This is a genomic window from Levilactobacillus senmaizukei DSM 21775 = NBRC 103853 (assembly GCF_001592085.1).
In the GTDB taxonomy this organism is placed as follows: Bacteria; Bacillota; Bacilli; order Lactobacillales; family Lactobacillaceae; genus Levilactobacillus; species Levilactobacillus senmaizukei.
Window position 1 is genome coordinate 1 of the sequence record NZ_BCWD01000037.1, and the last position, 11,881, is coordinate 11,881.

Annotated in this window: 16 protein-coding genes; 14 read left to right on the forward strand and 2 right to left on the reverse strand. The window is 40.1% G+C overall.

Annotation, left to right across the window (positions count from 1 at the left end):
* Positions 1-56: 56 nt before the first annotated feature.
* Together LSE01S_RS09985 and LSE01S_RS09990 are read left to right on the forward strand one after the other, a co-directional pair.
* Entirely contained in the window at positions 57-893 is an 837-nt protein-coding gene (locus LSE01S_RS09985) for a GIY-YIG nuclease family protein (RefSeq protein ID WP_174520200.1), read from the forward strand.
* A 713-nt stretch (positions 894-1,606) separates the two neighbouring features.
* The gene (locus tag LSE01S_RS09990; protein ID WP_061777485.1) at positions 1,607-3,043 is read left to right on the forward strand and encodes a hypothetical protein; all 1,437 of its coding nucleotides are present in this window, start codon (positions 1,607-1,609) and stop codon (positions 3,041-3,043) included.
* Between the two features lie 413 nt (positions 3,044-3,456).
* Here the strand turns inward: LSE01S_RS09990 and LSE01S_RS09995 are convergent, their stop codons facing one another.
* A complete protein-coding gene (locus LSE01S_RS09995; protein ID WP_061777486.1) occupies positions 3,457-4,593 on the reverse strand; it encodes an RNA-guided endonuclease TnpB family protein in 1,137 nt (378 codons plus the stop codon).
* A gap of 242 nt (positions 4,594-4,835) precedes the next feature.
* The gene (locus LSE01S_RS10000; protein ID WP_082622394.1) at positions 4,836-5,534 is read right to left on the reverse strand and encodes an XRE family transcriptional regulator; all 699 of its coding nucleotides are present in this window, start codon (positions 5,532-5,534) and stop codon (positions 4,836-4,838) included.
* A gap of 154 nt (positions 5,535-5,688) precedes the next feature.
* Between LSE01S_RS10000 and LSE01S_RS10005 the strand changes: the two genes are divergently transcribed.
* The 12 genes from LSE01S_RS10005 to LSE01S_RS10055 all read left to right on the forward strand — a co-directional run.
* On the forward strand, positions 5,689-5,949 hold the full coding sequence (locus tag LSE01S_RS10005) for a helix-turn-helix transcriptional regulator (RefSeq protein ID WP_061777488.1): 261 nt from the start codon (positions 5,689-5,691) through the stop codon (positions 5,947-5,949).
* On the forward strand, positions 5,946-6,722 hold the full coding sequence (locus LSE01S_RS10010) for a phage antirepressor (RefSeq protein WP_268872855.1): 777 nt from the start codon (positions 5,946-5,948) through the stop codon (positions 6,720-6,722). The genes LSE01S_RS10005 and LSE01S_RS10010 overlap by 4 nt, the downstream gene beginning before the upstream one ends.
* A gap of 15 nt (positions 6,723-6,737) precedes the next feature.
* Complete coding sequence (locus tag LSE01S_RS11005) at positions 6,738-6,902, forward strand: hypothetical protein (protein ID WP_156470524.1); 165 nt, start codon at positions 6,738-6,740, stop codon at positions 6,900-6,902.
* On the forward strand, positions 6,892-7,095 hold the full coding sequence (locus tag LSE01S_RS10015; protein WP_061777490.1) for a hypothetical protein: 204 nt from the start codon (positions 6,892-6,894) through the stop codon (positions 7,093-7,095). Before LSE01S_RS11005 ends, LSE01S_RS10015 begins: the two co-directional genes overlap by 11 nt.
* A gap of 109 nt (positions 7,096-7,204) precedes the next feature.
* Positions 7,205-7,519, forward strand: a complete 315-nt coding sequence (locus tag LSE01S_RS10020) for a hypothetical protein (RefSeq protein ID WP_061777491.1) — start codon at positions 7,205-7,207, stop codon at positions 7,517-7,519.
* Positions 7,519-8,061: a host-nuclease inhibitor Gam family protein gene (locus tag LSE01S_RS10025; RefSeq protein WP_061777492.1), complete on the forward strand. Its 543-nt coding sequence runs from the start codon at positions 7,519-7,521 to the stop codon at positions 8,059-8,061. Before LSE01S_RS10020 ends, LSE01S_RS10025 begins: the two co-directional genes overlap by 1 nt.
* A gap of 2 nt (positions 8,062-8,063) precedes the next feature.
* Positions 8,064-8,807: an ERF family protein gene (locus LSE01S_RS10030; protein ID WP_082622393.1), complete on the forward strand. Its 744-nt coding sequence runs from the start codon at positions 8,064-8,066 to the stop codon at positions 8,805-8,807.
* Positions 8,800-9,231 carry a single-stranded DNA-binding protein gene (gene ssb / locus LSE01S_RS10035; RefSeq protein WP_057878596.1) on the forward strand — a complete coding sequence of 144 codons (432 nt, stop codon included), beginning with the start codon at positions 8,800-8,802 and terminating at the stop codon, positions 9,229-9,231. Before LSE01S_RS10030 ends, ssb begins: the two co-directional genes overlap by 8 nt.
* Positions 9,232-9,245: 14 nt before the next feature.
* Positions 9,246-9,965 carry a putative HNHc nuclease gene (locus tag LSE01S_RS10040; protein WP_061777493.1) on the forward strand — a complete coding sequence of 240 codons (720 nt, stop codon included), beginning with the start codon at positions 9,246-9,248 and terminating at the stop codon, positions 9,963-9,965.
* Positions 9,943-10,701, forward strand: coding sequence for a conserved phage C-terminal domain-containing protein (locus tag LSE01S_RS10045; RefSeq protein WP_061777500.1), 759 nt, complete (start codon positions 9,943-9,945; stop codon positions 10,699-10,701). Before LSE01S_RS10040 ends, LSE01S_RS10045 begins: the two co-directional genes overlap by 23 nt.
* Position 10,702: 1 nt before the next feature.
* On the forward strand, positions 10,703-11,473 hold the full coding sequence (locus tag LSE01S_RS10050) for an ATP-binding protein (RefSeq protein ID WP_061777495.1): 771 nt from the start codon (positions 10,703-10,705) through the stop codon (positions 11,471-11,473).
* Positions 11,474-11,642: 169 nt separating this feature from the next.
* The coding region (locus LSE01S_RS10055) for a hypothetical protein (protein ID WP_156470525.1) at positions 11,643-11,881 on the forward strand (239 nt) is incomplete at its 3' end.

The window sequence follows — 11,881 nt, forward strand, 5'->3', positions numbered from 1 at the left end:
AAATGGAAAACCATAACCCGTCAACATTAAATTCATAATGGTTAGGAGTTTTTTTGTTGAGTACACATGCTATTTATTTAAATGATTTGTTAGGTTTGTCTAACCTAGAAAATGTAAAAATTAAGTTTAATCAATGGAATACCGAAGAAGATCCAATAGACGTGTTTCAAGCGAATCCTGAGCTGATTAATAATCAATGGTTATTTTGGAGAAATCAGAAACGTTATTTTAATGTTAATGATGTTGCAATTAATTTGGTTAAAGTAAAGGGAGATATTTATCTTCTGACAACAGTTAAATTAGTTACGGAAGAGTTAGGTGTAATTCATGGAATAAATTATGCTGGAAAGGAATTAAAACGGTATCGTCCATTATATGGAAGGGTTTTAATTAAATATCATAAAGATTTCCAAGCTTCAGTTGTTAACGCGGAAAGTAAACTTGAAAAATTGGTTGTTTCTCAAGTTTTACCAGATGTATATAAGAATGATGGTTTTCCAGGTTATGATAGTGTATGCCTTTCATATCAGCAGTTAAAGTTGGTATTAGAAAAAAATAAAAGTGAGTGGATTACCGCTCTTTCAAATCAAAAAGCGGTATATTTAATTCGTGATGTATCTAATGGAAAGCTATATGTTGGTTCTGCAACTAGTAAAAACGGCATGCTTTTAGATAGATGGAGAAGCTACATTAGTAATGGTCACGGTGGGAATAAGTGCCTACAGGAGCTTATTAAAGAAGCTGGATTTGAATATGTGAAAAAGAATTTTCAATATTCAATATTAGAAAATTATAATTCAAGAGTGGATGATTCATTTATTTTGCGTCGTGAGTCTTGGTGGAAGAAAGTGTTTGATTCCAGAAATAAAAAATTTGGATACAATGAAAATTAGAATAATTTTCATTGGTTTATACACTGATTATAGGTAAAGGTATAGCCGTTTGAATGGCTAACTTCACAAAGTGGATTTTCTGATTTTTCGGGCGATTTTCACCTATACCAATCCCACACCGGCAATTTTCACAAAGGCCAAATAACGGATCGTTGTTTTATCAGGGCATGAAGGGTTTACTTGGGATAAGCCGCCTTATGTAAAGTAAGAATCGGTATAGCTAATTGTATTATCAACCATAGCATGTTAATCAATGAGATGATGGTAAGTGTTATTAGGTTTGCTTGTTCTCTACTACTGTTAGTAACTTAATGGAAACGTTCTTCTTTCTATTCTTATTGACATTATATTAAATAAATGTTAGTCCATATTAAGAGATTTCTTTAGAGTTGGCTTTCTTCCTTCTTTGAAGATTTGACGCTCCTTCAAGCAGGGCGTCCTTTTTTGTTACAAATATTTCATCGTCATTGCTTTTTTGCTACATATAAGATATAATTACTCCTGCATAGATGAATCCATGATTTCTTCCCTTCCGCTGACCTGTTGGAGGGTTTTTTATGCACTTTTTTGGTAATTGTGACTTTTTTGTGAATTTGTTAAAGTTTTCTTTTGGCATAGTCAGTAACGTATGTTATAATTGCCGTTAGCAAGAATGATTGTGGACATTTACATAATGTTTTTGCTAAAAAGAAATTATTAGGAGGTTTTCATCTATGCGTTCATCATTCGCAAAGTCTATTTATGTAGGCGCTGCAGTGTTAGGTTTAGCTGGTCTTTCAGCTGTTACTACCACTACTGCAAGTGCTAAGAGCTATGCAACTGCCGGTGCTTACACCGCTCTTGCAGATAAGAGTCAAAATGTTACTGTAACTGGTACTAATGCCATTTACTCAAAGCCAGGTACTGTTAAGGGTGCCAAGGTCGTTGCTTCTAAGAAGACAGTTGCTAAGTTAGCTGCTTCAAAGAAGTCCAACGACACTTTCTATGCATACGGCACTAAGACCACTAACCGTGGTTCCGTATACTACAAGATCGTTACCATGAACAAGAAGTACCGTGGTTACGTTTACGTAGGTAAGACTGCTGGCACATTTACTGCCGGGATCAAAGCTGCTGAAACTACGACTGCTGCTACTACTCCAGCACGTACTACCGGTTACTACTTGAAGGATGCTTCAAAGCACACTCTTTGGACTGCTCCTAAGAATACCGATATCCATGCCAAGAAGGTTAGCCTTTACGGTGCTTCCAAGACTGATCCATTCACGGTTGACAAGGCCGCTACCAAGACTAAGGAAGGTTCTTTATACTATCACGTAACTGATAGCAAGGATTCTTCAATCTCTGGTTGGATCTACGCTGGTAAGGGTTACGATGCAACTATCACTGATAACACTAAGCAAGACCTTGGTGGACTTTCATTAAATATTTCTGATTCAGCTGCTACATCTGACAACAGTGTTAAGATTGTTTACCGTGCAAACGGCGCACAAGTTGGTACTGCAACTTGGATTACTGCTGCTACTACTACTAAGGCCGGCCAAACGGTTGCAGATCAGGATAACGCTAACGCTGCAAACGTAAAGCTTGCTGATTACATCACTAACAACAAACCTACTGGTTATGCATTAGCATCTGGTGTTGATGCTTCAACTTTGGTAAAAGCTGCTACTTATGGTAACACTGTCTATGTTGATGTTGTTGCTGCTGCAACTTCAAAGATTCAATTGACTGCTGACAATGTTGACAACACTGCATCCACTACGGCTAATGCCGTTGCCGGTGTATTATCCAATGGTGCTAAGTTATCAGCTTCTGACCTTACTGCTACTTTAAGTGCTAAGGGTATTGCTGCTTTGAGTGGTGACAAGGGTACCGTTATTGGCAATAACTTAACTACTATCAGCCAAGGCTTCACTAAGGATACCGCTGTTGGCGATAGTAACAAAGCAGCTTCAGTTAGTGGTACGAAGAACTACTACGCAGCTAATGGTGATGTTTACCACTACGTATTCACGTTCGACCCAACTCACTTCAATACTGACAACCGGAGTGCCACTTATGGTGATACTCTGAAGGCCAGCTTTAAGGCTGTTTTGACTAGTGGTCCGGCTACTACTGCTTCTTCAAACAGCAGCTGGATTGCTTAATTAGTTTAACTAGTTGTTTAAAAGGTAAACCCATTTGGGTTTACCTTTTTTGTACATAAGTATCAAGTTTAAAAGTGTTTTCCCTGCATATTAACAGGTTCAGACAATGTAGGCTTAACCTTTTTGCGTGGCATCTTTTCTTTATGTCGCTTATATAGCAAGTAGAAGCATGTACCGGCAATAATCAACAACGCTGGCCATGACGTAATAATCTTCCAGACGTCAATAAGCAGCATGATGCCTATGATCCACCATATCCACTGTGTGAAGAATTTGTAGCCTGCCCATGTGAACTACTCGGCCATGAATGACCGAGCTTCTGGGAACACTGCTGACTTACACATTAGTGTCTAGCACTACGTGCAGAGGTTACAGCTATTTACCACGGCTCGTTCCGAGCCTAGATAGTCTAGTTAAGCACTTAATATATTCTTTGCAGCATTAATATCACGGTCGTGTTGAACACCGCACTTAGGACAAGTCCATTGGCGAATATCCAATGTATGCTTACCGTCATCATAGCCGCAATCAGAGCATATTTGAGAGGTTTTTCGTGGATTTACAGTGACTAACTGTTTTCCATACCACTCACATTTGTATTCAAGCTGAGAACGTAGTTCCCGCCATGACTGATTAGCAATTGCACGAGCAAGTTTGTGATTACGTAGAAGATTCTTGGTTTTCAAATCTTCAATTTTAATCACATCGTATTGTTCTACCAATTGTTTGGTTAAATTATGCAGATAATTATTGCGCTGATTAGTAATCTTTTCACTGTATTTGGCAACCATATGTTTAGCTTTTAGGTAGTTACTGAAATCAGACAATTCTCGTGGTTCAGCTACTTTGTTATGATGATCCCAAGCAATTTCTTTCATGGCTTGTAATCTTCTACGTGCTAAACGCTTTTCCCAGTAATGTTTCTTTCGAGATAGTGCTTTATCAAAGCGAATAGTTGGATATTTAACTCCATCACTGGTAATCATCAAGTCTGCAACACCCATATCAATACCTACGAAATGGTTGGTTTTGACTAATTCAGCAATGTCAGTATCTACCAACAAGATTGCATAGAACTTGCCAGCGGAAGAAAGACGAATTGTAACGTTTTTAATTTTTCCGAATTTGATTTGACCACATTTGAATCTCATTAATCCTAGTTTTGGCAACTTTATTTGATGTTCGTTTATTAGTCGAATACCCATTTTTGAAGTATAGCTTTGCTTCGGAAATTTACGGGACTTGAACTTGGGGAAACCGCTATGCTCTTTAAAGAACTTTTTATAGGATTCAACTAGATCGTGGTTGGTTGCTTGAAGACTGGTACTTTCAGCTTTTTTGAGCCAAGGGTATTCAATTTTCAAACTAGGCAGTAGATTGTTTAATGTAAAAGCATTTAGGAATGGTGCCTCTGGATTATTCTCATATCGCTTGATCATCATATTTAACATCTTATTCCAAACAAAACGGTTATATCCAAAATTCATTTTAATTTGTGTTTGCTGTTCTTGATTGGGATAGATTCTTAACTTAATACCTTTTAGAACCATCTAATTCACCACCTTTAATTCTAATTATACCAAAATACAAAAAAGAGTTACGGATTCATCTCGTCACTAAAGTAACGAGTTTTCTCCGCTACTAATAATAAACATAATACCGCTGATCCTGAGGACTGGCGGTATTATTTTTTAATCAACTGATTACATAGGACTCGGACCCATGACCAACCACCCGGCTAATCAAACATATGTTCTTTTGAAGTGCTAAGAGAAGCCCCCATGTAGGGGACTCATGAGAATACAACGCCTAATACTTTGACGCCGGTTTCTTTATCAACTTTGATATTAGGATATTTTGGGTTGAGTGATACCAGCGTAGCCTCACCATCAATTACTGACAGCTTTTTCAGATACGCGCAACCGTCCATAACCGCGGCAATGATCTGACCATCACGGTAATCGTCTTCCTTTTTGACGAAGACAACTTGCTTATCCTGATAAACCGGTTCCATTGAGTGGCCGTTAATCTGGAAGGCATAGTCATAATTGCTAGGGACAGGCTTATGAACGGTTACAGTGAATGGCTTAGTAGAATCATCAAGGAACTCACCCACACCTGCAGAGAGGACACCGCTGGCCGTAATTTCGATGGTGTCATCGTCTTTAGGGAATTTGATGACGTTTCGGTTATTGTTTTGCTGGTTATTTAACAAATCTTCTGCAACAGATAGCACCTTTTTTTGGTTAGGTTTGGATAACTTATTATAAATTTCGATTATATTGTTTTTGGTAAAAGTATCTCCAACGATATCACTGGTAGAAACGTTGAACAGGGTAGCCATTAGAGTGATCTTGTCCATTAATGGTTTGTTTCTTCCAGATTCCCAAGCAGAGATAGATGTTGGCCTTACGTTAAGGATAGAAGCCAAATCTTTCTGTGTATATCCGTGAGACTTTCTCAGTTTTTTTATGTTTTGTGATATATTCAAAGTATTCGCTTCCTTTATATTAACTGATTTAAGTGTACACTATAAGTGTATCAAAGTAAACATTTTGGATAAAAAAACCCACAAAAAGGCAAATTTAGCTTGCAACTACACTTCAAGTGTACTACACTATAAATATAGAAACGGAGGTGATTGTATGAAAGATTCGTCAGCCTTTAATATTAGGTCTGCACGTGTCAAGGCTGGTTTTAGTCAAGAACAAATGGCTAACAAATTGAATATGAGCAGACAGACATATCGTGAATATGAAAATGGAAAAATGGTATTTCGAGTAGACAAAGCATGGGAGTTTTCTTGTTTATGCAATATTCCATTTAAGCAAATTATTTTTTTTGATGATAACTACACTTCAAGTGTAGTTATGAAAAGAAAGGAGCAACTAGAATGCACGAAATGACACCATTTAATTTTGAAGGCAATCAAGTACGCACCGTAATGATTGATGATGAACCACATTTTATTGGCAATGACGTAGCAGCAACTTTAGGATATTCGCAACCTGCAAAGGCTATTAGAGAACACGTGAATGAGGAAGACAAAGGGGTGTCTAAAATAGATACCCCTGGTGGAAAACAAACAGTGACAGTCATCAACGAATCTGGCGTGTACGATCTCATCTTCGATGCCAGCCGGCAAGGTAAGAATGCAGATATCCGCCGTAAGGCAACGGAGTTCCGCCACTGGGTAACCAACGACGTTCTCCCGTCAATCCGCAAGACTGGCACGTACATGACGGACGAGAAAGCCTACGCCATCACGCACGATAAAGACGCGTTAGGGGACTTGCTGTTGCAAGCTGGTAATCAGCTTAAGCAAAAGGACTTGGTTATCCAGGAACTTAAGCCTAAAGCAGACTACACCGATAAGATGTTAGCTAATCCAGGATTGGAAACAACATCGGTAATCGCTAAGAACTACGGCTACTCAACGCGTGAGTTTAATAAGCTGCTGCACGGACTGGGCATTCAATACAAGCAAGGCAAAACGTGGTTGCTGTATGCCAAGTATCAGAATCTAGGCTACACGCATGTCGAACCATTTCCGTATAAGGACAGTAAAGGACTGGAACAAGTTCGTAACACAATGAAGTGGACGCAAAAAGGGCAACGTTTCCTTTATGACTTTCTCGAATCAAAGGGAATCATGCCTAAAGTTGAGCAGACAGCATAAGGAAGGAATGGTTATATGTACGAAGTTTATCTGATAGTTGGCTTCCTAGCCTTCTGGCTAGCAGTAATCGTGCTGATCGCCTCAGTCGGTTATCAGCTACGTAAGTCAGTGGTGCGTGCCGGCGGATGGACACCATTTTGGAAGAACTTTTTTGGAATGGAGGATCAACATGAAGGCTAATGTTGGTGACAAGGTCAGTTACGAAGATACGTATGCCGCAGGTATCAAGATGGTGTCTGCTGGTGTTGGCAAAGTAGTAGAACTCAAACCAGACGTTTACGGAAAGTCGAATAAGCAAATTGCTGTCATTAAGCAACGTGGCCATGAGCCATTTGAAATGTTCACTAACGGATTGGAGGTCGTCGATCGATGAAACTATGGCATAAAAAAAGAGTCCTGACCTGGCCGTCAGAACTCGAAAATGAATTGCACTTATCCTATTTCTATAACATTAATTCTACTCCAGACGGGTGGTGGTTGCAATGGCATTAAATGGCGTGACAATTTCTTATACTCGATTTTACCGGCATCAGGACGATACCAGTACGGCTGTTCCCAAGGTGCTAGATACCAACGGCGAGCCATTACTGGTCAGTAGCCGCTATTGGGTCGTTGATGATGAAGATCAGCCGGTCTATATCTACAATGATCTGATCGACATTGATAACTACCTTGAAAACTTTAAGGATGGCGGTCACGACAGCTATCAGAGTGCTGTATTGGCACTCTATGGATATTGCCCAGAGGTGCGGTTGGTCACTTATCTTGGACACAACAAGTTTGAGGAGGAGAAATAATGGATGCACTAGAAAAATATGATTTAGAAAATGACGAAGAAGTAAGCAAACCCAATTTTGAGATCACGGATCTGAGTTCTGCTACGTGGGCGATGCGTAAATATCGCGCACTAGCTGCTAAAGATGATGAACTAAAGAAAGTTGCATTGGAACAAAAGGAATCAATTGATGCTTGGCTCGAATCTAAGTTGCAAGCTAATCAATATAGCCGTGCTTTTTTTGAGGGGCTGTTTGCTGATTATTTAACTAAGTTACGGAAAGATGATCCAAAGGCACGAATCGAGACGCCATTTGGCACAGTTTCGACACGTAAGACACCAACCGGAGTCAATTGGTCGGATGAGACAGTAGTTCAGTCACTGGAAAAACAAGGTTTGAATGATCTAATCAATATCAAAAAAACTCCTGATAAAAAACAAATTAAGAAGCAATTTTATTTTGTTAAGGGCCGTTATGTTAATGATGAAGGACAAATCATCGATGGCGCTTCTGAAAAAGAATCAGTAGAGAATTTGATCGTTAAACCCACAAAGGAGATTTAAACATGAACATCAGCGAACCTACAGAAAATTCAAATGTTTTAGAATCCAGCTCTAAAATTGAAGCTGATTATCAGTTAAAGATAAAGTTGCAGTCGGCTTTTAATAAAGGACTTTCCCATTTTCGCCAGCAAGTTAAGGCGCCCAAAAAGAACGGACATGTTGGCTATAAAACTAAGAGCGGTGGAAAAAACTACGACTATGTATTGCTGGAAGATCTAATTAAAGCAATTGATGAGGGATTAAAAGATACTGGATTGGCTTGGTACCAGGACTGTGAGACAGCTAATGGCGTTGTTCGTGTCCGTACGATTGTCACACATGAAAATGGTTATAGTAAGTCTTCTTCCTGGATGGAATTTAAAACCAGTGGTAACCCACAAGACGTAGGAAGCGCCATGACCTATGCTAAACGTTATTCTTTGGGGACAACATTTGGCGTCAGCTCAGAGGCTGATGACGATGGTCAGCAAGCTAATGATACCACGCCTAATCGGAACAATTCACAACGAAAAAATACAAGTAAACCTGAAGCTTCGACCAAGCAACAACAAACTACTCTTGAGGGCTTATTCAAAGCAATGAGTAAGGCGGCTAACGCACCAATTGAGGCTGTTCGAAATGGTTATTTGGAAAAGGCGGGCGTCAGTCAATCTAATCAACTGTCCCACAGCAAAGCTGAAAGCCTAATTATGCTTGTGATTAGTCAATTAAATAAGCAAACAGAAAAGGGGAATTCTAATGATTAATCGAGTAGTTTTGACCGGACGACTAACCCGCGATGTGGATTTACGGTATACGCAAGGCGGTGATGCTGTAGCTACTTTCAATCTGGCCGTTGACCGGCGGTTCACCAATAAACAAGGTGAGCGCGAAGCTGATTTTGTTATTTGCGTTATTTGGCGCAAGTCGGCAGAAAACTTTGCTAACTTCTTCCACAAAGGATCTCTGGTAGGCATTGAAGGCCGTATTCAAACACGCAACTATGAAAATAAGCAAGGCCAACGTGTATACGTCACAGAAGTTATTGTTGAGAACTTCTCGTTCTTGGAATCAAAAAACTCTACTGGTAACGGTAGTTATCAAAACAATCGGCCGCAGAACAATACGAGTGATCCGTTTGCTAATGACGGCAAGCCCATTGATATTCAAGATAGTGATATTCCGTTCTGATTTGAGGTGATTAAATGCAACGGTCACGATCAAAATACTTTGAACGGAATGGCAAGTCATACTTGTTAGTTGAGCTTGATCATCAGCCTAATTTAGACCATATTGAGACCGTTAGCGGTTCACGTGAACAACTTTACCTAGATTGGGAACTAGCCGACACACGCAAAGCTAGACCACAACAACGGCGTCTATTCTTTGCCCTGTTGAGTGACATTTATACCTGGTCAGGCATGCCTACAGACTTTTTAAAAGAGTTGTTCTACCTGCAATATGAGGAATACACGTTTGGCAAGCAGATTAGCCTGTCAGACACGACAGAATCGTCCGTAAGCGACGCTAACGTGTTACTCGACCTAGTTATCGACTTCATGTTTACGTGGCGTGTACCGTTCAAACAAGGCTATGAATTGCTACCGAGAGAGCAAGAGTATTACCAATATCAGTGTTGCCGGCATCGTCGGTGCATGGTGTGTGGCCGTGAACATTCGGATATTAATCACGTTGATACAGTTGGGTCTGGCCGTGATCGGAATCATCTTGACCATACGCAACTACGAGTTAACTGTTTGTGTCGTGAGCACCATACAGAATGGCATAAGATCGGTCCGACAGCCTTTGGAGAGAAGTATCACATTCCAATTACTGGGATCAAGTTAGACGAAGAGACGTTGAGAAAAATTGGAGTTAGAGGAAATTACCGAGGTGAAACAAATGGGAAATCTGTTAATAAATGAGCCGCCACTACAAGTATTGCCATCATTAGCAGTTAAATTAGAAAGTTCCGACAAGGCATTAATACTCCAGCAAATTCATTATTGGTTGAACAGATCTAACAACATAAGAGATGGATTTAGGTGGATTTATAATAGCGCCGCAAAATGGCATGAACAGTTTCCGTGGCTATCAGAAAAAACAATTCAGCGTTATTTAAAAGACCTTGAAAAACGTGGATTACTAATTACTGGTAACTATAACAAGGCAAAATTTGACCGTACAAAGTGGTACAGAATCGATTATGACGCATTAGACAATTTGGGTTCAGCATTGGGACTGACAGTACCAACGATAGGGACTGAGCGTCCCAATGGAATGGGACTGACAGTCCCCACCAATACCAATAGACTACCAGAGACTACTACAGAGACTACAAAAGAGAATAGTGCAGCTAACGCAGTACCTGAGTTTCCTTGGCAATCTGTAATTGACTATCTCAACGAAAAGACTGGCAAGCATTTCAAACACACTAACACTAACAAGGGATTAGTTATGGCACGACAGCATGATGGATTTAGCGCCGAAGATATGCAAAAAGTGATAGACCATCAATGCAAACTGTGGCTCAACAATAAAGATATGGCTCAGTATTTAAGGCCATCTACTTTATTTAGAGCTAGTAAATTTGAAGGATATTTGAATGCAGTACCTGATGAACCAAAACATGAGGGCCGCGAGTACTGGACGGGAGGTTAACATGGAGCACGTTACTTTTGACCAGGAATATATTCAGCGGCTAGCCAATGCCCACCACGTTGACCTGAACCACTTGCCAACTAAAGAAGAATTAGATCGTAAGACGGCTGAACAAGCAGCTCAACAATTGAAACGGGACAAAATGGCCCAGTACTATAGCTACTCGGTCTGGTCCGGCAACATACCGCTCAAGTTTTCGTTTGGCAACTGGGATATTGCTAAGCAGGACAATCCACACTTAGCCAAGTCATTAGGCAAGAAAGCATTCGTGTTAGCTAAGCAGCTAGAAAACAAAAACTTCAATGTGGTTATGATGGGTGATCGTGGCGTTGGCAAAACGTCTTTAGCACTATCTATGTTGGACCACCTGATGAGCCATGGTCATAGTGGCATGTTTGTATCAACTGCCGAGCTGCTAAGAATGGTCAATGACAAATATGATGACACTTCAATTCGTTCCAAACTGATCAACATAACACGTTCGATGATTGAGGTTGATGTATTGGTACTAGATGATTTTGGCACAGAAGGTGGTATGACTGGCAACATTAAACCGGTTCATAAGGATCTGCAAGACATCATGTATCGGGTATCTAACGCTAGAGTTGATTTTAATCACAACACCGCTAAAGGTATCACCATCATTACGACCAATAACACCAAAGGGCAGCTAAAACAGATGTATGAAGGCAAGTTCATTGATCGCGTATATCCAGATAGCCCGGAACAGCAACTGATTTTTGACGGCATGAAAGGGGTGCGTAGCGTATGAGTGAATGTCCATTGTGTCATGGCACTGGCGTTTTTTACCACTGCACGGCAAGCACCGTAACAGCTATCCCATGTCCCAATTGCAATGAAGCTTTAAAAGAACGACGTAAACATGAATTTGAAGAAATAAGGAACGAAGCAAAACGACTATTGAGGAAGAAGTAAAAGTTATGTCATCAAACAAGGAAATGGCTGAAATTAGAGCTGCTTACGCCAATTATGGCGACGATCCAGATAAGTGGCCGGAAAATGTTAAAAAAGAAATCCGCGGTCAAGATGAGGAACGGCATACGGCAGAAAATAATATCCTACGCCACCTGATTCTCCGTGGATACACCAGCGAATATATTGCACAAGAACGGTCAAAGTCACTGAAATATCTAAAGCAATTACGTGGCAGAATGAAAAG

Coding starts and splice junctions, on each gene's coding strand:
- LSE01S_RS09990 (WP_061777485.1), top strand. CDS start 1,607: ATGCGTTCATCATTCGCAAAGTCTATTTATGTAGGCGCTGCAGTGTTA.
- LSE01S_RS11005 (WP_156470524.1), top strand. CDS start 6,738: ATGTACGAAGTTTATCTGATAGTTGGCTTCCTAGCCTTCTGGCTAGCA.
- LSE01S_RS10010 (WP_268872855.1), top strand. CDS start 5,946: ATGACACCATTTAATTTTGAAGGCAATCAAGTACGCACCGTAATGATT.
- ssb (WP_057878596.1), top strand. CDS start 8,800: ATGATTAATCGAGTAGTTTTGACCGGACGACTAACCCGCGATGTGGAT.
- LSE01S_RS10040 (WP_061777493.1), top strand. CDS start 9,246: ATGCAACGGTCACGATCAAAATACTTTGAACGGAATGGCAAGTCATAC.
- LSE01S_RS10025 (WP_061777492.1), top strand. CDS start 7,519: ATGGATGCACTAGAAAAATATGATTTAGAAAATGACGAAGAAGTAAGC.
- LSE01S_RS10015 (WP_061777490.1), top strand. CDS start 6,892: ATGAAGGCTAATGTTGGTGACAAGGTCAGTTACGAAGATACGTATGCC.
- LSE01S_RS10045 (WP_061777500.1), top strand. CDS start 9,943: ATGGGAAATCTGTTAATAAATGAGCCGCCACTACAAGTATTGCCATCA.
- LSE01S_RS10005 (WP_061777488.1), top strand. CDS start 5,689: ATGAAAGATTCGTCAGCCTTTAATATTAGGTCTGCACGTGTCAAGGCT.
- LSE01S_RS10030 (WP_082622393.1), top strand. CDS start 8,064: ATGAACATCAGCGAACCTACAGAAAATTCAAATGTTTTAGAATCCAGC.
- LSE01S_RS10050 (WP_061777495.1), top strand. CDS start 10,703: ATGGAGCACGTTACTTTTGACCAGGAATATATTCAGCGGCTAGCCAAT.
- LSE01S_RS10020 (WP_061777491.1), top strand. CDS start 7,205: ATGGCATTAAATGGCGTGACAATTTCTTATACTCGATTTTACCGGCAT.
- LSE01S_RS09995 (WP_061777486.1), bottom strand. CDS start 4,593: ATGGTTCTAAAAGGTATTAAGTTAAGAATCTATCCCAATCAAGAACAG.